Source organism: Paenibacillus sp. NPDC056579 (assembly GCF_042793215.1).
GTDB lineage: Bacteria > Bacillota > Bacilli > Paenibacillales > NBRC-103111 > Paenibacillus_S.
Genome location: NZ_JBHTVD010000005.1, coordinates 93,645 through 113,056, shown reverse-complemented (window position 1 = coordinate 113,056; position 19,412 = coordinate 93,645). Strand labels below are relative to the sequence as shown.

Annotated in this window: 15 protein-coding genes; 4 read left to right on the top strand and 11 right to left on the bottom strand. The window is 53.7% G+C overall.

Annotated features, from left to right (window positions below; genetic code table 11):
- Positions 1–52: 52 nt before the first annotated feature.
- The 3 genes from ACFQ88_RS20240 to ACFQ88_RS20230 form a co-directional block, all read right to left on the bottom strand.
- Positions 53–1,252 carry a glucose-1-phosphate adenylyltransferase gene (locus ACFQ88_RS20240; protein ID WP_239631498.1) on the bottom strand — a complete coding sequence of 400 codons (1,200 nt, stop codon included), beginning with the start codon at positions 1,250–1,252 and terminating at the stop codon, positions 53–55.
- A 360-nt stretch (positions 1,253–1,612) separates the two neighbouring features.
- Positions 1,613–2,050 (bottom strand): hypothetical protein, encoded by a 438-nt coding sequence (locus ACFQ88_RS20235; protein ID WP_379456055.1) that lies wholly within the window; start codon positions 2,048–2,050, stop codon positions 1,613–1,615.
- Positions 2,051–2,232: 182 nt separating this feature from the next.
- Complete coding sequence (locus tag ACFQ88_RS20230) at positions 2,233–3,525, bottom strand: NCS2 family permease (protein ID WP_239631494.1); 1,293 nt, start codon at positions 3,523–3,525, stop codon at positions 2,233–2,235.
- A gap of 340 nt (positions 3,526–3,865) precedes the next feature.
- On the opposite strand from ACFQ88_RS20230, the gene ACFQ88_RS20225 reads away from it, so the two are divergent.
- The gene (locus ACFQ88_RS20225) at positions 3,866–4,702 is read left to right on the top strand and encodes an undecaprenyl-diphosphate phosphatase (protein ID WP_379456053.1); all 837 of its coding nucleotides are present in this window, start codon (positions 3,866–3,868) and stop codon (positions 4,700–4,702) included.
- Positions 4,703–6,240: 1,538 nt separating this feature from the next.
- Here the strand turns inward: ACFQ88_RS20225 and ACFQ88_RS20220 are convergent.
- The 4 genes from ACFQ88_RS20220 to ACFQ88_RS20205 are packed head-to-tail and all read right to left on the bottom strand — an operon-like array spanning position 6,241 to position 13,263.
- Positions 6,241–7,425, bottom strand: a complete 1,185-nt coding sequence (locus ACFQ88_RS20220; protein WP_379456051.1) for an ATP-binding protein — start codon at positions 7,423–7,425, stop codon at positions 6,241–6,243.
- A 60-nt stretch (positions 7,426–7,485) separates the two neighbouring features.
- Entirely contained in the window at positions 7,486–8,364 is an 879-nt protein-coding gene (locus ACFQ88_RS20215; protein ID WP_379456049.1) for a CheR family methyltransferase, read from the bottom strand.
- A 39-nt stretch (positions 8,365–8,403) separates the two neighbouring features.
- Positions 8,404–12,093, bottom strand: coding sequence for a response regulator (locus tag ACFQ88_RS20210; protein WP_379456047.1), 3,690 nt, complete (start codon positions 12,091–12,093; stop codon positions 8,404–8,406).
- Between the two features lie 24 nt (positions 12,094–12,117).
- Positions 12,118–13,263, bottom strand: a complete 1,146-nt coding sequence (locus ACFQ88_RS20205; RefSeq protein WP_379456045.1) for a PP2C family protein-serine/threonine phosphatase — start codon at positions 13,261–13,263, stop codon at positions 12,118–12,120.
- A 266-nt stretch (positions 13,264–13,529) separates the two neighbouring features.
- Between ACFQ88_RS20205 and ACFQ88_RS20200 the strand changes: the two genes are divergently transcribed.
- Together ACFQ88_RS20200 and ACFQ88_RS20195 are read left to right on the top strand one after the other, a co-directional pair.
- The gene (locus tag ACFQ88_RS20200) at positions 13,530–13,973 is read left to right on the top strand and encodes a YflT domain-containing protein (protein ID WP_239631483.1); all 444 of its coding nucleotides are present in this window, start codon (positions 13,530–13,532) and stop codon (positions 13,971–13,973) included.
- 74 nt (positions 13,974–14,047) lie between these two features.
- On the top strand, positions 14,048–14,212 hold the full coding sequence (locus ACFQ88_RS20195; protein WP_239631481.1) for a DUF1328 domain-containing protein: 165 nt from the start codon (positions 14,048–14,050) through the stop codon (positions 14,210–14,212).
- A 150-nt stretch (positions 14,213–14,362) separates the two neighbouring features.
- Here the strand turns inward: ACFQ88_RS20195 and ACFQ88_RS20190 are convergent, their stop codons facing one another.
- The 4 genes from ACFQ88_RS20190 to ACFQ88_RS20175 form a co-directional block, all read right to left on the bottom strand.
- Entirely contained in the window at positions 14,363–14,887 is a 525-nt protein-coding gene (locus ACFQ88_RS20190) for a DUF4188 domain-containing protein (RefSeq protein ID WP_379456042.1), read from the bottom strand.
- A 60-nt stretch (positions 14,888–14,947) separates the two neighbouring features.
- A complete protein-coding gene (locus tag ACFQ88_RS20185) occupies positions 14,948–15,583 on the bottom strand; it encodes a TetR/AcrR family transcriptional regulator (RefSeq protein ID WP_379456040.1) in 636 nt (211 codons plus the stop codon).
- Positions 15,584–15,687: 104 nt separating this feature from the next.
- A complete protein-coding gene (locus ACFQ88_RS20180; RefSeq protein ID WP_379456038.1) occupies positions 15,688–16,881 on the bottom strand; it encodes an oxalate decarboxylase family bicupin in 1,194 nt (397 codons plus the stop codon).
- A 73-nt stretch (positions 16,882–16,954) separates the two neighbouring features.
- The gene (locus ACFQ88_RS20175) at positions 16,955–17,911 is read right to left on the bottom strand and encodes a DMT family transporter (protein WP_379456036.1); all 957 of its coding nucleotides are present in this window, start codon (positions 17,909–17,911) and stop codon (positions 16,955–16,957) included.
- A 136-nt stretch (positions 17,912–18,047) separates the two neighbouring features.
- Between ACFQ88_RS20175 and ACFQ88_RS20170 the strand changes: the two genes are divergently transcribed.
- Positions 18,048–19,394: an aminotransferase-like domain-containing protein gene (locus tag ACFQ88_RS20170; RefSeq protein ID WP_379456034.1), complete on the top strand. Its 1,347-nt coding sequence runs from the start codon at positions 18,048–18,050 to the stop codon at positions 19,392–19,394.
- Positions 19,395–19,412 lie beyond the last annotated feature (18 nt).

Here is a 19,412-nt window from a genome sequence, read left to right as displayed (position 1 = left end):
CTTCCCCCTCCATAAGATGGTGTTAGGATCCAAAAACACGCTCATGCTTCCGTTACCCGATAAGCTCCGCCTGCAGCTGCTTGGCGGGGATGAAAATTTTGGGCATTTTCTCGCTTTTCATGCCTACGACCTCCCGGTCCCCGACGACCGCAATCGGCCCTCCGCTTAGCGATCCAAGCGTGAAGCCGTCTCGTACGATCGCCCCTTCGCCGATGATCGCGCGATGGAGGGTCACTCCGTCTCCGATCTGCGCTCCGGGCATGACGATGCTGTCGGTGACCCGGCTTCCTTTGCCGACGGTCACTCCCGAAGAAATGACGGAACGCTCTACCTGTCCATGGAGCAGGCAGTCATCGCCAACGATGGAGCTGCGCAGGCGCTCGGCGCCATCGATATATTTTGCCCCGGCAGCCCCTCTGGAGCTAAGAAGAGGCCAAGCGGAAGGGCTCAGCGCAAACTGCGGCTCGTCTCCCAGCAAATCCATATGCGCCTCCCACAAGCTGTCAATCGTCCCAACATCCTTCCAGTACCCCGCAAACTCATAGGCGTGCAGGTTCGCACCTTGGGCCAGCATGGACGGAATCACATTTTTGCCGAAATCATGGCACGATGTCTCGTCCTCCGCATCCTGCTCCAGCTGCTTTAATAAATACGCCGTATTGAATATATAAATGCCCATCGAAGCCAAGTTGCTGGCAGGAACCTCGGGCTTTTCCGTAAATTCGGTAATCCGTCCTCCGCCATCCGTCTTCATGATGCCAAAACGGCTCGCTTCCGACATAGGCACCGGAGTGACGGCGATCGTTGCGTCGGCTCCCGACTGCAAATGGCTCTCCACCAGCTTGCGGTAATCCATATGATATATATGATCTCCGGAAAGAATAAGCACGGTCTCCGGATGATGCTTCTCGATAAAAGGCCGATTGCGGAAAATGGCGTCGGCCGTTCCGGCGTACCCCGATGCCCCGACATGTGCTTGGCGGGACGACAGCAGTGCAACCTCTCCCCGCCCGGCGTGCTCCAGCCATGCAGAGCCGAGTCCAATGTGATGGTGCAGCGCTTCCGGCCGGTACTGTGTCACTACCCCGATCGTATCCAGGCAGGAATGGCGGCAGTTGCTGAGCGCAAAATCGATCATGCGGGCCGAGCCTCCAAAATGAACGGCCGGCTTTGCTTTGTTATGCGTCAAAATTCCGAGCCTGCGCCCTTCCCCTCCGGCGAGCAGCATAGCTACACATTGCTTTTGTGTCATCCCGTCATCACCAAACCTTTCTTTTTGTTATGTAGGCTAACGACCTCATACTATTGATTACACGAAGGGGTTGTTGTTGAAACAAAGCATTTCGATCACAGATCCCTCGATTAGTATGGTCAGTAAAATTGATTTCACTCTGGATATGCATGTGAAATCGAGCACAGGCTTAACATGTTTTTGGACATGCAAAAAAACCTCCCAATTCGCGATTCACGATTGGAAGGCTCTTCTGTTGTGTTAATTTGCGCTCTCGCCCTGGGTCGAGCTCGACTCGACGAACGCGCTTCGCCGATCTGCAGCGGCGTCGACAGGCAGCGCAGCCGGGACAAGCTTAAACATGCTGATGGCCCGGTAGGTTCAGGCCGTTCTGCTTCCCGGGCGCTTGCTGTTGATGACGAGCAGCACGGCCATACCTATGAACTCTAAGATCAGCGCATAGAACGGTACGCGGACTCCGCTGAAATGAAGCGCGGAATGGATGGCGTCGTACGCCGGACTGATCTTCAGCACCCACATCGCGTCGGGCAGCGCGCCCAGGAAGGCCGCTGCCAGCAGCAGAAGGTCTTTATCCCGCCACGCGACCCGGCACAAAAAAACGATCACCGCGAACCCGACCAGCACATTGCCCGTCATCTGCATTTCGTGATGAGGCACCGCATCCAATGCGAAGTGAGAGGCGAAAGATAATGCGAGTACGGCGGGTACGGCCGCAATAGCAGTTTTGCCCGGTAATTGTCGGACGGAGGACAATTTATAAATCGCCGATGCGGCGAGCATATGTGTCGCTACTAGCATAAGTATGGCTCCTCCCTTGTTTCCCTATCTTTTTCCATTTACCTAAGGGATTAAACGAAGGAACGGCCGGTTTGGTTGCGGAATGAGCCTTGGAATCTATGAATTCGAAAAAAGCCCGGATCGGCCGGGCACGCCTCCATCCGGCAAGCAGGAGTGGGCTCATCGCTGCTGCACCCTTACTTCTACACGGCATGGAAAATAAAATTAACAAGAAACAGCGCCGCAATCAAATACAGCGGCAGCGATACCTGCTTTGCCTTGCCGAGCGCGATCCGCAAAATGACATAGGCGATAAAACCGAATGCCATGCCATCGACAATACTGTAGGTTAGCGGAATTAACGCCACGATGAGGAACGCCGGAAAGCCCTCGGAAAACTGCTTGAAGTTGATCCGCTGGATGCCTGCGATCATGAGTCCGCCGACAATGATCAGCACCGGCGCCACTGCACTGTCCGGGATAAGCTTGATAACGGGAATGCAGAACATCGCAACGAGAAACAGCATCCCGGTCGTCACCGCGGTAAGTCCGGTTCTTCCTCCTGCCGTAATGCCCGCCGCGCTTTCTACCGTAGAAACCGTGGGGCTCGTCCCGAATATACCGGCGGTTATGACGGAAATCGCGTTGGCCTGCAGCGCGCGCCGGAATTTGTCAGGCTCGCCGACCATTCGCAAATGACTGTGAACCATGCCGATATTTTCAAATACGATAACCAGCGCCAACGTAAAGGAAGCGATCCAGAAGCTGATCGTAGTTATTTTGCCGAACGACAATCCTCCCACCACGGACAAATAAGGCTGTAATGTGAACTTTGCGCCTGCCAAAGAGCTGATGTCCGCCTGTCCAAAACCGATCGCTAACAAGGTGCCCGCCGCAATCGTGATAAGAAAGTTGCCGGTAACGTTCCGTATAAACAGGACGAGTGCGATAACCAGCGTTACAAGAGTAAGCAGCGTGTGGGGCGATCCCAAGCTTCCAATCGCTACGAACGTTGTCTCGCTTCCGACGACAATTCCGCCTTTTTGCAAGCCGATAAAAGTAAGAAACAGCCCGATCCCCACCGTTGTCGCTTCCTTCAGCGAGTCGGGGATGGAAACGGTAATCGTATGGGCGAGTGAAGTAAAGGCTACCAGCGCGAACAGCAGCCCGGACACGAAAACGGCCCCCAGCGCCTCCTGCCAAGTCAGCCCCATCGTCTGAACGATCGTAAAAGTGAACAGCGCGTTGATTCCCATTCCGGGTACGAGAATAATCGGTGCGTCGGCCCACAGCCCCATGAGCAGGCAGCCCGCGAAAGAAGTCAGCACCGTTGCCATAATGCCGGCTTCCAGCGGAATACCGGCGTCCTCCAATATCGAAGCATTGACCGCAATAATATAGACAATCGTAAAAAAGGAGACCGCGCCGGCTAAAATCTCTTTTTTGACGGTAACCGTCAGTGAGCCTTCTTTCATCCCATCGGGTTGATCACTCATTCTCGTACCTTCTTTCCTAAAACAGACTGCAGGCAGGCTATGGCTCGCTCCTATTGCCGAACTATACGTTATATTGCGCATTGGAAGCTTTTGTATACGTGGAGGAGGGGTACCCGGCAGCGAGGGTTTTCGGAATGAGGATTCGTCTATTGTAGGACTGCGTAAACAGTAGAGCGGCTTGCTTAAGGCCGTCCCATGCTCGGAGATGATTGCCAATCGAATCTTGATGCTTGTATGACGCGCCAATAGTGATTACAATGTGTATGGGTGTCTGCGGCATCCTGCGGCCCTAGCACCCGTTTCGCATACCATAGAAAATAAGGAGAGAAACTTAACCAAGATGGATTTTCTAACAATTTTAAAAGCCATTATTTTAGGTATCGTAGAAGGACTCACCGAGTTCGCTCCCGTCTCGTCTACCGGTCACATGGTTATCGTCGACGACATGTGGCTGCAGTCGGAGCAATTTTTGACCAAATATGTTGCCAATACATTCAAAATCGTCATCCAGCTTGGCTCGATTCTGGCCGTTATTATTATTTTTAAAGACCGTTTCCTGGACCTGTTAGGATTGAAACGCATGCAAAATGCTAGCGGCGCAGGCCGGAGAACGCAGCGGTTGAAGCTGTCGCAGGTGATTGTCGGATTAATCCCTGCGGGCGTGCTCGGCGTACTGTTCGACGATTATATCGACGACCACCTGTTCTCGTCAGCCACGGTACTGATTGGCCTCGTGATCGGCGCCATCCTGATGATTGTGGCCGATAAATTCGGACCGAAGCGGCCGACGGTGGAAACGGCGGACCAGATTACGTACAAGCAAGCGCTGGCGATCGGCCTGTTTCAATGCCTTTCCTTGTGGCCTGGATTTTCCCGTTCCGGCTCGACGATCTCAGGCGGGGTGCTGCTAGGCTTGAGCCACCGTGCCGCAGCCGATTTCACGTTCATCATGGCGGTTCCGATCATGTTCGGAGCGAGCGCCCTGTCGCTGCTCAAGAACTGGGAGTATTTCACGCTCGATGCGCTGCCGTTTTTTATCGCCGGCTTTATCAGCTCCTTCGTATTCGCCCTGATTTCCATTCGTTTCTTCCTTAAGCTCATTAATAGAATCAAGCTCATTCCATTCGCTATTTACCGTATTGTTCTCGCACTGGTCATCTATATTATTTTCTTCTAAATCAAAAAGGGCTGTCTCCTGAATAGGACGGCTCCTCCTTGCTCCGGACAGGTTGCATCCTGGTGGAGCTGGGAGGGGCTCGTCCGCTCAGGAGCAGCCCTTTGCTTGTACTTGATTATTACGGTCGGATCGACCGCCGTGAATTGTCTTAACTCGCGCCTTGAGAGGCGCTATCCGTAAGGTTCGGGATCGGGTCGGTTTGGTTCGGGGGCGGGGCGCAGTTCGGGTCCGGGTCGGGTCCGGTCGGGGAGGGGCGCGGAGCGCGTTCGAGTCCAGCCGGGTTCAGGTCGGGTTCGATTCGGGTTCGGGTTCGTGTCCAGCCGGGTTCAGGTCGGGTTCGGTTCGGGTTCGGGTTCGGGTTCGGGTTCGGGTTCGGGTTCGGGTTCGGGTTCGGGTTCGGGTTCGTCTCCAGCCGGGTTCGGTTCGGGTTCGGGTTCGTGTCCAGCCGGGTCCGGTTCGAATTCGCGGTTCCGGATTCACGGGTCGTCGTTACTGGTTGGGTTCCATAGGTCGGGATCTGGGCGTCGCGTTCCAGGCATCGGGTTCAGGGATCGGACACCAGATCCGTTATCCCGCCAAAAACCGCCGTTTCCGGCATGGTATCGGACTCAGGAGCCCTTATTCGCCAAAATCAGGCGAGAAAATGAGGCAAAGAGGGACAATAACGTACCCTGTGTCCGCAAGGATCTCATTTTGCCCCTTATTTCGAGCAATAGCGGATCTACGGTCCGCAAGCCTGCCGGAATCGTTGACTCCCGGAATCTGGACCTTTTTTTGACAACTTCATGCAGGTCAGAGCTGCAGCGAGCTGTTTAAGCTGATTGGTGCGCGCTGCCAAACTCAGTTCCGATGACCCGTAACTTCTTACTTTGTAACCTCGTTGCTCCTATGCATTTGTTTTCGAATGCTTCGGAGCTCAGATGATCTCATGTTCCGATTCTCCGTTCCTTCTATTGCTGGGATGCACGGTGGTCTGTACTCTGGATACTCGATAGTTTTATACAACGAAATTCTGTTCCTTTTAGTGCTACTTTGATGCACCGTAAGTCTGAACACCGCTTCACTCCATTTACCCGTTTTACCCGTCGCCTCCTGTACTTGTACTTCCGAAAAACTTCATAATATGTTCTACCCTCTGCTATATGTTCTGATGCCCAGACAATCCATTATTCCGAGCTATCCCCGCCTCAATTTCAAGCCTTCCACTCATACTCTCCCCGTCACTACTCCAGCTCAGACAATCCATTTCTCCGAGCTATCCCCACCTCAATTTCAAACATTCCACTCATCCTCTCCCCGTCACTACTCCAGCCCAGACAATCCATTATTCCGAGCTATCCCCACCTCAATTCCAAGCCTTCCACTCATACTCTCCCCGTCACTACTCCAGCTCAGACAATCCACTACTCCGAGCTATCCCCGCCTCAATTTCAAGCTTCCCACTCACAAACTCCCCGTCACTACTCCAGCCCAGACAATCCATTATTCCGAGCTATCCCCGCCTCAATTCCAAGCCTTCCACTTTTACTCTTCCGCCGCTACTCCAACGCCCCGGCCCTACTCTTGATCGTGAACACGAACCGGGCGCCGCCGGTGTATTCCTCGTCCAAGCGTATGGAGCCGCCGAGCAGCTCGGTCATGTTCTTGCAAATGGCCAGGCCGAGCCCGGTCCCGCCATATTTGCGCGTCGTCGAAGAATCCAGCTGCGAGAACGGCTTAAACAGAACGTCGCGCTTCGCCGGAGGAATGCCGATGCCGGTATCCTGCACGGCGAACTCGATCATCAGCTCATGGTCCTCCAGCTGCGCCAGCTTGCGGGCCGCTACATGGATGCCTCCCTGCTCGGTGAACTTCAGCGCGTTGTTCAGCAAATTATTAATAATTTGCCGCAATCGCCCTTCATCCCCTATAAGCAGCTCGGGCAATGCGGGATCAATCTCGCAGGTGATACCCAGAGACTTGCTTCTGCTCTCCAGCTGGAACAGGTGAATGGACTCCTCAAGACAGGAGCGGAGATGGAACAGCTCCTTGGCTATGGCCATTTTGCCCGATTCGATCTTGGACAAATCGAGCACCGCGTTCAAAACCATCATCAAGGACGCCCCGCTCTTGCGGATCGTCTCCGCAAACTCTCGCTGCTCGGCTCCCAGCTCCGTATCGAGAAGCAAATCGGCCATTGCCAGCACGCCGTTGAGCGGAGTCCGTATTTCGTGGCTCATGACGGCCAAAAATTCCGATTTGGCTCTAGCCGCCTGCTCCGCCTCCTCCTTGGCAAGCTGCAGCTCGCGGGTCCGCTCCTGTAGCAGCGCCGACTTTTGCTGAAGCTTTTGCTGCGTCAAATAAATATGGACGAACCCTGCGATCTTCGATTTGAACACATGCGGAACCACCGGCTTGACCATATAATCGATAGCCCCGACCTCGTAGGCGGTGAACGATTGATCCTGCTCATGATAAGCCGCTGTAACAAAGATGATGGGGACCGCCTTGGACTTCTCTCGCGACTTGATCCAACGCGCGGTTTCGAACCCGTCCATGCCCGGCATTTGCACGTCCATAACGATAACGGCGAAGTCATGCGTCAACAGGCACCGCAGCGCTTCCTCCCCCGAATTCGCCTTGACCAGACGGTAAGGCTCATCGCCCAGCATCGCTTCGAGCGCCAACAAATTTTCCGGCTGATCGTCCACAAGCATGATATGAATCGCTTCAGCTTCGTTCATAACACGTTTCTCCATTTCATCTTGTTATCGGTGCTCCTTTGGTTCAGAATGGAATCCTTGCTATTTGATCTTCCGGTACATTTTCTCATGCGGGATCACGGCTTCATACTCCGGCGCATGCTTAGTAAAAGTAATCGTCTCTTTGTCGCCCAGCACAAGAATTCCGGATTTGTACAAGCTCTCGTACATCAGATCGTGCACCCGGCTTTGCAGCTCTGAATTAAAGTAAATCAGAACGTTGCGGCACAAAATAATATGAAACTGGTTAAACGAGCGATCCGTTACCAAATTGTGCTGAGCAAATACGATATTCTTGCGTAAAAACGGGTGAAGCGCCGCCGCATCCTCGCTGGTCGTATAATAGCGGGAAAAGGCGTCGGTTCCGCCGGCTTGTATATAGTTCTTCGTATAGTCGCGCATTTTTGTGAGCGGATAGATTCCCTGCTCCGCGCGGGCCAGCACATCTTCGTTCATATCGGTAGCGTACAAGGTTGTCCGCTCGTACAAGCCCTCCTCATGCAGCAGGATCGCCATGGAGTACACTTCCTCCCCCGTTGAGCACCCCGCATGCCATATGCGAATCGCAGGCAGATTCCGCAGCACCGGCACCACGTGCTTACGGAATGAGGCGAACAGGCCCGGATCGCGAAACATTTCGGTCACATGGATGACCAGGTCGGACACGAGACGCTCCATGCAGCTGCGGTCATGAAGCACTCTTGATTGGAGCTCGGACACGGTCTCAAGCCGCTCCCCGTAAATACGGTGCCATATGCGCCGGCGGAGCGTCGGATAAGCGTAATGGCGGAAATCGTAGCCGTACAGACGATACATTCCCTCCAGCAGCAGCTCGATTTCGATTTGTTCCCGCTCGGTTTCATCATCGGAATACCCGACTCCAAGCCTTCTGATGTCAGGTACTCCTAAGTCAAAATCCACATGTATTCCCCTCTCTGCCTGCAACACCGTCTTGACCTGCTATTTACACAGCCACACGCGGATTAGCGATAACAGCTGCTCCGTATGGATCGGCTTCGTTATATAATCGGACGCCCCCGCCTGCACGCATTTGTCCCGGTCGTCCTTCATCGCTTTGGCCGTCAACGCGATGATCGGCAGCCGGTCGAACTCCGGCTTGCCGCGGATGGCGCGCATCGCTTCATAGCCGTCCATTTCCGGCATCATAATATCCATAAGGACAAGGTCAAAGTCCGGATTCTCCTCCAAGCGTTCCATAGCCTGCTTGCCGGTCTCCGCGAACGTAACCTTCATGTCGTAGCTTTCCAGCAAATTCGACAGGGCGAAGACGTTGCGGATGTCATCGTCGACGACGAGCACCTGTTTCCCGGCGAACACCTCTTCCTTGCTGTGCAGCTTCTGAAGGATGCGGCGCTTTTCCTCCGGCAAATGTTCTTCGACTCTGTGCAGGAACATGGCCGTCTCATCCAGCAGACGCTCCTTCGATTTCACATCTTTTATAATGATGGATTCCGCGTACTTCTTCAGCCGCAGCTTCTCTTTGTGCTCCCACTTGTGCTCCGTATAGATGACGATCGGCAGCCGGCGCAGACGTTCCTCCGATTTAATCCGGTCGAGCAGCTCGAATTCGGCCAAATCCGTCGGCCCCATATCGATAACCATACAGTCAAAAGGCTGCTCCTGCAGCTCCTTCCAAGCCTGCTGACCGTCCGCCGCGCTTACGATCAGGACATCGTCGTGCCCTATCAGCTCTACCAGACGGTTGCGCTGCAGCTCGTCCTTGCCGACCAGCAGCAGCCTGCGGAAGTCTTTATCCAGGAACGCTTCGATCTGGACAAAAGCCTGCTCAAGGCTTTCCTTGCTCGAAGGCTTCTGCAAATACGCCATCGCCCCGAGCGACAAGCCTTGCTGAATTTCATCGACGACCGACACGATGTGGATAGGAATATGCCGCGTGCTAGAGTCGTTTTTCAAGTGAACAAGAATCGACCAGCCATCGATAACGGGTAGCTGAATATCGAGCAGGATGGCGTCCGGCTTATATTCCTTCGCAAGCTGCAGTCCCGTATCGCCCTGAAGCGCGGCAATCGTCTTAAAGCCCCGTTCCCGCGCGGTATCGATCAATATTTGCGCAAAATGGACATCATCCTCAATGATCAGCAGCACCCGATCGCTCTCGGCTATGGAATCGCGGTCATCCGCCAGCTGCGGCGATTCCTCCGTCCACGATGGCGTTTGCGGTGACTCGACCGGCACTGGCTTCTCCGGCTGCAGCTGACGGATCATGGTCTCCGCCATTGCTTCCACTGTCGGAGCCGCTTCCCGTCTTGCCGCCCCATACAATGAGGCGTCCGGCGTCATCGGCAAATACAGCGTAAAACGGCTGCCCTCTCCTTCCGCGCTCTCCAGCTCGATGCAGCCGCCAAGCAGTCCGGCCAGCTGACGGCTGATCGACAGCCCCAGTCCGGTCCCGCCGTAATTGCGGCTTGTCGTTCCGTCCGCTTGCTGGAACGCCTCGAATATCATCGCCTGCTTGTCCTGGGGAATGCCGATGCCCGTATCCTCGATGGCAATGCTTAGCATCGACGGGTCTTCCGCCATAGGGCGGACGTGTATCGCCACCTTGCCTCGGGCGGTAAATTTGAACGCATTCGAGAGCAGGTTTTTCAATATTTGCTGCAGCCGCAAGCTATCGGTAACCAGCTCCGAAGGCGCAGCTTCATCCATATGAATGTCAAAACCTAGCCGCTTCTTGCGCGCCAGCGGCATGAACGACTTTTGCAGCGAATCGATAATGTCTCGGACCAATACATGCTCGGTATGGAGCTCCATCCGCCCCGATTCGACCTTGGCCAGATCGAGGACATCGTCGATCAGCTTCAGCAAATCGGTACCGGAAGTAAATATCGTCTCGGCATATTCCACCTGCTTGGCGGTCAAGTTCCCTTCCCGGTTCTCCTTCAGCAGCTGCGACAATATGAGCAGGCTGTTAAGAGGCGTACGCAGCTCATGCGACATATTAGCCAAAAACTCCGACTTGTATTTGGAAGCGAAAGCAAGCTCCAGCGCCTGCTTCTCAAGGGCTTCCTTAGCCTGCTCGATTTGCCGGTTGACCTCCTCGGTCTCCTTGATCTGCTCCTCGAGCAGGCTCGTTTTGCGCAGCAGCTCTTCGTTGGTCTGCTCCAGATCCTCCTGCTGGCGCTGCAGCAGCTCTTCAGACACCTGAAGCGCCTTGGTCTGCTCCTCGAGCTTCTCGTTGGAAGCTCTCAGCTCGTCCTGCTGCGTCAGCAGCTCCTCGGACTGGCTTTGCAGCTCGTCGGTCAGCATCTGCGAAATGCGCAGCAGCTCCTCTACGCGCAGCATGGCACGGATGCGGTGGATCGTCACCGCCAGGATATCGCTCAAGCGGTCAAGCAGCTGCAGCTCTAATTCGGAGAATGGCTTGAGCGAAGCCACTTCGAATACCGCCACCACCTCTTCGTAAGAAATCGCCGGGCGAATGGCTAATGTCAGCGGAGCGATTTCGCCGAAAGCCGAGCTGATTTTGATATAATCAGCCGGCACCTGCCTGACGTCGATAGGCTGGCCGTCCAATGCGCACTGGCCGATCAGCCCTTCACCCAACGTAACGGCCGGAGCCGATTCCGCCATTCCGGCACGGGCATAGGCGCCTTTAAGTTTGTACTGCTGCTTGACTGCGGTTTTGCCTTCCATATCCGATTCGGCAACGTATACCGCTCCGTTCTGGGCCCCGACGATCCGGCACAATTCCCCGATAAAGGCCTGCGCCATTTCGTCGTACCGTTGAGCCCCTTGCATGACGGTAGAAATGTGCGAAATGTTCGACTCGATCCATGCCTGATCTGCATTCATCTTGCTTAACGATCGCTCGTTCGCCGTCGATTCCTCCAGATCCTCCGCGATTTCGTTGAAAATATGGGCGATGTCGGCAAACTCGTCCGTTGTCTTAATATCGATCCGGTAGGAGCCGTGCCAGCTCCCATTCTCCTTCTCGGCCCCAAAATTCGCAATGATCCCCGACAGCATCCCGAGCCCGCGGGTCACTCCCAGCACAATCCAGAACATAATCGCGATGCCTAGGAGGAGGCTTATGATCGTCAATGCCGCTGTATACGCATAAGTTCGCGAGTTTTCTTCCTCAGCTTGCTGCAGCGCCTCCTTCATGGCCTTGTCCTGATAGTCGGTCATGGCGTTAATACTATTCATGAAATCGTCCTGCGCAGCCACGCCTACGGAGCTTCGAAGCTCCGACGCATCATTTTGCTTGGCGGCTCCGTACAGCTTCGTCACTTCGTCCTTGTACTCCAGAAATTTCCTGCCCTTATTGGTTATATCCGCAACGATCGGCTGCTCGTTGATCCCTTTAAATTCGGTTTGGATCTGTTCCAAAGACTTGGTAACCTTGCTGCTTGTCGCCCTTACCGCTTCCATTCGCTTGGCGACTTCCGAAGGATTGTCGTTCAGCAGCAAATTGGCCATCACCTTGGCCAAATCCGTCATGTTATTGCGCAGCTCCGAAGCGAGCTGTACTTTCATGTAGCGGTTGTCGAATATTTCCTTCATGCTCTGATCTATCGTCGCCAGCCGGTTGATGCCGATGCCGGCCAGCATAAACATTAACAGCATCAGCGTCCCGAAGCCAAGAAACAGCTTGGTTCTGATCTTCATCTTCTTGTCTCCTCCCGCCTGCTTCTATCTTGCTTGCACTCTGACCATGCAAATATCGTCTTCCTGCATGTCCCAAACCTCCGGCGGGACGATCCGCTCTACGATTGCTTCCAGCTTCTCCTCCGAACGGGATGCCCCAAGAAAGCCCGTCAGCTTGTCCATTTCGCAGCGCCCCTCTTCCTCCAACGCTTCCAGAAGACCGTCGGTGAACATAAACAGCCGGATCGGGCGCTCATATTGGATCAGCTCTTTTTCAATATGCATCTGCTCGAAAAAGCCTACGGCACAGCTCCCGGTTTCCAGCAGCTTGACAGGCTTCCCTTCTTCAAACAGCAATCCGGGAGGGTGCCCGGCATTGACATACTCGATAGTGCTGTTCGACGTATCCATGAGCAGGTAAATCGCCGTGAAATAATAATTGATCGGGTTGTCCTTGCGGTTGTTCAGCTGATTCATATAGCGGTTCAGCTCAGCAATGACAAGCTCGGGCGACACGAAGCGGGTGATGGTGTCCTGCATGACCGAGGAGATGAACATACATACAAGCGAGGAGGAAATACCGTGTCCCATCATATCGAGCAAAATAATTCCGTAACGGTGATCGTCGATCCGGTACCATGAGTACAAATCGCCTGCGAGCTCGAACGAAGGATGATAGGAAGCGCAAATATCCAGCCGATCCATGGCAATAGGCTGGCTCAGCACACTGCTCTGCACCTGTTTGGCCAGCTCCAGCTCGCTCTTGATGCGGGCTTCGTTCTCCTTGTGCCAGTCCTTTTCGTATTTCAGGCGCAGGGCGACGCGGATCCGTGCAACCAGCTCGACCTTATTGACCGGCTTCATCACGTAGTCGCTCGCTCCGGCTTCCAGCACTTCCGCCAGCAAATTCGAATCGCCCATCGCCGTAACGACGATAATCGGGATGTCTCTTAAGTTTTCGTGCTCCTGAATGCGGCGGCACGTTTCCAGCCCGTCCATCTCCGGCATCATCATATCGAGCAAAATGAGATCGATCGGCGCCTCAGGCACCGCATCGCTTCCTGCATGCAGCAGCTCGAGCAGCTCCAGTCCGGAGGGAAGCTTAATAAAATGCGTATAGCCGACGCTTTTCAATATTTTTTCAATCACCATCAAATTGACGGGATTGTCGTCCACAATCACAATGTTCATGGCTTTATCCCCTTAATGTTTAAGCGTGTCCATCCTCTATTATAAATGTAATTCTTTAATTATGTAACCTTGGGCCGGCCGTTTGAAACAGCCGCGATTTGTTTCAACTCCCGCCGTTACGGTTAAAAAGAAGCATGCCAGTCCCAGCAACTGGATGAACTCTAAGCAAGCACCGGGGCGATCCGGCTTGCGGAACATCGCAAAATCAGCGGGGGGCTTACCGATTGAGATAAGCCGTCTCGCGATAACTCTGAGGAGGGATTACCATGGATAACAAAGTAAAACTGGTAATGACAGAGGAGCAGGCGATTGAGGAAATCAGAGCCTTTCGAAGGGAAGGGTACGCGCTGGAGGAAATTTACGTGCTTGCCCATGACGACAAGACGACAGAAGGTCTCGCCGATCTGATGAACACGAACAAAGTCGGCTTGTATGAGGAAGGTATCGCCAACTCTTTTGCCAATTTGTTCCGTTCCAAGGGCGACCAGCTAAGGTCCAAAATGCAGTCGCTTGGGTTAAGTGAAGCGGAGTCCAATCATTTCGAGAAAGAGCTCGACATGGGTAAAATTCTCGTGATGGCGTGGTATGACGACACGGATCGCTACGATCGCGAGGAAGCTTACCGCAGAAATCTCCGAAGAAACGATGAAACCGTCGTGCCGCCGATGTACATGTCCGACCGTTCCGGACCTGCCGGAGGCATTTGGTAAGCTGAAGCTGGAGCTTGAAACCGTATCGCTAAATTTACGTGAAACCGATTGGTCCAATCCGGGAGGTGAGGCGTATGTTAAGCTGGGCACTGTTGTTTCTGGTCATCGCGATCATCGCCGGGGTCTTCGGATTCCTGGGAATCGCTTCCGCAGCCGCGGGCATTGCCAAAGTGCTGTTCGTGCTGTTCCTGATCTTGTTTGTCGTGACCCTGCTGTTAGGCCGCAGGCCGTCAGCTTGATATCCTATCCGGCATAGCTTTTCGCATCAGTGTCCGGACAGGACAAAGAGCCGCTCCTTAAGGGATGTTCCCTGAAGAAGCGGCTCTTTCTTGATGGATACGGAGCTGTACACCGGAATCTTGTTGTCAATGGTTTTATTCGAGCGTGTTTTATTTTGATGTCATCTCCGCTTCGGCTCCGGATCCAGTTCCGGATCCGGTCCGGGAATGGGTAAGCCGCTCGCGCGCGCTCTCCGCCCTCTTGGTTACCGGAACGTGCCGGCCCGCCTGAGCCAGTCCGAATACGGGCATGTTATTATAGAAGCACTCGTACTTGCCTTCGTCGATCATATACGTTTCGTGGTAAATGCCGACCGTGCCGCTCGTGCCGACCTTCTGGTTAAACTCCCGCCATGCCTTCATATGGATGGCACCCTTTCTTGCGTAATGCTCCAATTGCTCGAAGGAGTTCCAGTACTGCACGATTGTAATACCGCGCCATGAGATAAAATAGCTTGCCGATAAAAAACCGAGATCGGGATTTTGGTACAGCTCCTTCAGCATCTTGGGCATCGCCTGCATGACCGGCAGCCATTTGTGAACCGCCCACAGCTTATTGATGCGCATCCCGATCATAAATACGACGAACGAACCATCCTTTTGGGCCATGTAACGTCCCGGAATCACCTGGGGCATACGTCTTCCCGCTCCTTTATCGTCTAATGCTTGTCTACAAACTCCCTCTGCAGCTCCGCCTTAGTCCCGCCTCAACAAACGCAAGTGGGCTTCGTACACTTCCATCACATCCTGCGACTGGTATAGATGAGCCGTGAGAAAGCCGCCGTAAAAAATCGTGAGCAGCAGCTGTGCTCCGGTCTCGGAGGTAATCCCTTCCCTCAGCTCCCCGTCCGCTTCCGCTTCTTCCGCCAGCTGCTGAAACAGCAGGAACAAATTCGGCTCTTCACGGCCGATCCGTCTGTGCTCGGGAAACAGCAGAGAAATCTCCGCCTCGCTCAATTCCGGCATGCACGGATGCATCCTCATTTCCGACAAAAAGCTGATCAGGCTGAGCATCAAGCCGGACCGCCTCTTCGCCTCTGCCGCTACGGCAAGCAGCAAGTGCCTTACGGCCGCGATTCCCCGCTTCGGCTCCTCGGACAGCTCGATGATCCGGAGCGTAAGCCATACTCTCATGTAATAGACGAGCACGTCCTCCTTCTGCCGGAAAAACTTGAAAAACGTCACCTTGGACACTTCCGCCTTCCGGCATATATCATCCAGGTACACGTCGCGAAACGACTTCTCCCCGATCAATTCAAGGCTGGCTTCATAGAGGGCAAGCTTGGCGCGGGCTTTCTTCAGCTCCCGCAAAGCAATCGGTTGTTCTTCCAATTCGGACAAAACCCTTTCGTGGAAAAATAAAAAGTTAACTTCAATTAATAAATTAACTGAAGTTAACTTTTATGTCAAGGGTATTTTTACCAGCATGGAGTCCGTTACTTGGGATAATAAGAGAACCTGGGATATTTGACGACCGGCCATTTTTCCTTCCTCAACGCATGAAGCAGCTCCGGCCCGACATTCAAATTGCTCTGTACCAGCTCGGTTGGAGTGAGCGCCATCCATTGATTCAGCGATACATCCTGGAACCTGTCGCTCTTGAACATTTCGAGAAACCACAGCGTCTCCGTTCCGGTATTCTGAATGTAATGACCGAACGCAAACGGCACATAGCCGACGTCTCCCGCCCTGTAATCGAAGGTTCTTGCCGCGCCGTTACCCGAGAAGACCGTCATCCGGCCTTGCCCGCTAAGGTAATACTGCCATTCGTCATTGTTGGGATGCCAATGCAGCTCCCGCATGGCCCCGGGTTCAATCTCAACGAGTGCGGCGGCTATGGTCTTGGAAATCGGGAAATTGACGGAGTCGACAATCCGTACACTGCCGCCAGGCGTTTTGATAGGGGTTTGGGCAAGCAATTGATGCTTGAAGCTCAGCGGGATGGGTCCGTAGGGGGATTGCACCTTTTGCGTGTCAATGGGACCCGGTACTTTATCTTGATAAATATAAACCTGTTGTGACGGAATCCCGGCAAACGCGTCAATAGGAACGCCGAAATTCGCCGACAACACATCTTTGGGGGTATGGGCAAACCAATCCGATATCGACAACGTATTCAAATCCGAGAAATGTCCGTCGTCAAACACGAGCAAAAATTCACAGCCATCCTCCAGCCCCTGTATAGAGTGAGGAATCCCCGGGGGGAAATACCATAAATCGCCGGGTCCGACATCGGCAATGAAGTTTTTCCCGTTTTGATCGACCGCGGTTATTCTCGCATGACCGAGCAGCATGTACGACCACTCCGCTTGCTGATGCCAATGCAGCTCGCGGACTCCCCCGGGAGTCAGGGCCATGTTGACGCCAGCCATCGTAGTTGCAATCGGCATTTCACGGATGGTAACCTCTCGAGACCAGCCGCCTTGATTCAGCGTCATATGAGTATCGGAAAAAGAGAATCGCAAGTTCGGAATGAGTCCCGCATCGGTCACCGGGGGGACGAGCATGTCGGGATTCTCCATATCCCTCATGATATCTCTCGGGCCTTTATCCACCCAGCCTGCTCCGTCGCTGCGAATAGGCTGCGGTATCGAGCTGGAGGGAAGCGGACCACGGGGCGGTTTTTCCATACTTTTCACCTCACCACGTAAATTCAGATGAGATAAATATATGTGAGCCGCAAAAGGCGTATGATTGAATGATTTACGAAGACAGCGGCTTGTTACGGGTCTTTACGCTCATTTCCGTTCTCTGACCGGCATTATCCAGGAAGTTGACCCCCAGTACGCCTGCCACGATCATTACCGCACCGATCCAATGATAATAGTGCAGCGTTTCATCCAAAAAGACCACTCCCGCTGCCATCGAGATCAGCGTCGACAGATTGCCGAACACGCTCAATTTGGAAGCCTCCAGCTTGGATACCGCGTAGGACAGCAGCAAAGTCGTAAACAGTGCCGCGAAGATGCCCAGGTACAACACCGAAACGATAAACAGCGGGCTCGAGAGCGGCTCCACGAATTTGTCCATACTGCCTTCCAGACCGTGCTTGACGAGCGAAACCCCGTTGAAGAACAGAAAGCCTATGGTCAGCATAATAAAGGACAAATCCATCGGCTTGTATTGCCGGCTCAAAGGCCGGGCCAGCACACTATAGCCCGCAAAGGACACGCACGACAGCAGCAGCAGGGAGATGCCCTGTACGTGGCTTCCCTCTAACGACGCTCCCTGCATCAGGAAGATGTACATCACGCCTCCTACGGACAGAACGACGGACAGCTTTTGCCAGCCATTGGACCGTTCCTTCAAGAAGAGAGAAGCCAGCACCATGGTGAAAATCGGCACCGTAGCTTGAATGATCCCGCCCTCTGACGAGGAGCTGTAGCGAAGCCCAAACACCTGAAGGCTGAAGAACATCGCCGGATAGAGCAGAGAAAGCGGCAAAATGCGCAGGATGTCCTTCCAACCGATGTTTAGTTTGATCCATCCCAGCAGCACAGGAATACCAATGGCAACGAACGATACGGTAAAGCGGTGCGCTATGGCATCCATAGGCTCGGAAACGGTCAAAGCCAGTTTTACAAACAGAAAAGAGAAACTTATAATGAGGGCGTACAGCACAGCGGCTGCATACGCTTTTCCTTTGGATTCACCATTCATTCGAATCACTCCTGAACGCTATTCGGATAGCTGCTAAGATTTACCGGCCGGTAGCTTAACTATAGGTCAGGAGCGGCTTACGAACAATCGGAATTAAAGCGATCTGTACCGGTACAGAGGCGACTGGAGGCCATGTATGCATAAATATTCGCAGCTTATCCATGATATCGAATTGCGTATCGGGCGCGGGGAGCTCAAAGACGGCCAAAAGCTGCCGGCCATTCGTGAACTGGCGGAGCAGTACGGCTGCAGCAAAAGCACCGTCATTAGCGCTTACGCCGAGCTGGAGCGCAAGCATATCATCTACGCGATTCCTAAGAGCGGCTATTATGTCGTCAAGCAGGACCGCCATGCGGACGACAAAGGGACGGAAGCGATGCTTGATTTCGCATCGGTCGCCCCCGATCCGAACGTGTTTCCTTATATCGATTTTCAGCATTGCATCAATAAAGCCATCGACATGTACAAAGACGATCTGTTCCAGTACGGAACTCCGAGAGGCCTTCCCTCCCTCATTCGCATGCTGCCGAAGCATTTGGCCGATTATCAAGTATTTCCCGGCACGAACCGCATTTGCATCACATCAGGCGTGCAGCAGGCGCTGGCGATTTTGGCGTCCATGCCGTTCCCTAACGGACGCAGCGCCGTTCTCGTCGAGCAGCCCGGATATCATTTGCTCAACCAGCTTCTTACGACCTACGAAATCCCTGCCGTGGGCATCCGCAGAACGTCCCGAGGCATCGATTTGGCGGAGCTGGAGCGGCTGTTCCAATCCGGCACCATCAAGCTTTTCTATACGGTTCCGCGATTTCATAACCCGCTCGGAACGTCGTATTCCGCCTATGAGAAAAAAACGATCGCCGCCTTGGCGGAAGCCTACGATGTGTTCATCGTCGAGGATGATTATTTGGCCGATCTGGAGGACGATTCCAAAGCGGACCCGATCTACGCGTATGACCGTTCGGCTCACGTCATCTATCTCAAGAGCTACTCCAAAATTTTATTTCCCGGACTGCGCGTCGGCGTTGCCGTCATCCCTGCTATTCTGGAAGAGACGTTCAACAAGCACAAAAAGCTGCTCGACATCGACAGCTCCATGCTGTCGCAGGCAGCGCTGGAAATTTATTTGAAGAGCGGGATGTTCGACCGTCATAAGGAAAGGATCAAATCGACTTACAAAGAGCGGGTCTTAACGCTTAACGAAGCGCTGCACCTGCATGCGTCCGCAGACACAATGGAGTTCGCCCCGGTTACGACAGGCGCGCATACACATATCGTCCTGAAGTCGCCTATTGCCATGAGCACATTGAAGGAGCGCTTAAGGAAGCAGCGTATTCGGATCGAATCGATTGACGGTTATTACTTAGACGGCGTTCCTGCAGAAAGCTTAATCCGGCTGAATATTAGCAATGTCAATAAAGAGGATATCGAGCAAGGGGTCCGCACGATTCTGAACGAAATCCGGCGCTTAATGAACCGTTGATACTCCCCTCAGAAGGCT

Coding starts and splice junctions, on each gene's coding strand:
- ACFQ88_RS20240 (WP_239631498.1), bottom strand. CDS start 1,252: ATGACACAAAAGCAATGTGTAGCTATGCTGCTCGCCGGAGGGGAAGGG.
- ACFQ88_RS20235 (WP_379456055.1), bottom strand. CDS start 2,050: ATGCTAGTAGCGACACATATGCTCGCCGCATCGGCGATTTATAAATTG.
- ACFQ88_RS20230 (WP_239631494.1), bottom strand. CDS start 3,525: ATGAGTGATCAACCCGATGGGATGAAAGAAGGCTCACTGACGGTTACC.
- ACFQ88_RS20225 (WP_379456053.1), top strand. CDS start 3,866: ATGGATTTTCTAACAATTTTAAAAGCCATTATTTTAGGTATCGTAGAA.
- ACFQ88_RS20220 (WP_379456051.1), bottom strand. CDS start 7,425: ATGAACGAAGCTGAAGCGATTCATATCATGCTTGTGGACGATCAGCCG.
- ACFQ88_RS20210 (WP_379456047.1), bottom strand. CDS start 12,093: ATGAAGATCAGAACCAAGCTGTTTCTTGGCTTCGGGACGCTGATGCTG.
- ACFQ88_RS20205 (WP_379456045.1), bottom strand. CDS start 13,263: ATGAACATTGTGATTGTGGACGACAATCCCGTCAATTTGATGGTGATT.
- ACFQ88_RS20200 (WP_239631483.1), top strand. CDS start 13,530: ATGGATAACAAAGTAAAACTGGTAATGACAGAGGAGCAGGCGATTGAG.
- ACFQ88_RS20195 (WP_239631481.1), top strand. CDS start 14,048: ATGTTAAGCTGGGCACTGTTGTTTCTGGTCATCGCGATCATCGCCGGG.
- ACFQ88_RS20190 (WP_379456042.1), bottom strand. CDS start 14,887: ATGCCCCAGGTGATTCCGGGACGTTACATGGCCCAAAAGGATGGTTCG.
- ACFQ88_RS20180 (WP_379456038.1), bottom strand. CDS start 16,881: ATGGAAAAACCGCCCCGTGGTCCGCTTCCCTCCAGCTCGATACCGCAG.
- ACFQ88_RS20175 (WP_379456036.1), bottom strand. CDS start 17,911: ATGAATGGTGAATCCAAAGGAAAAGCGTATGCAGCCGCTGTGCTGTAC.
- ACFQ88_RS20170 (WP_379456034.1), top strand. CDS start 18,048: ATGCATAAATATTCGCAGCTTATCCATGATATCGAATTGCGTATCGGG.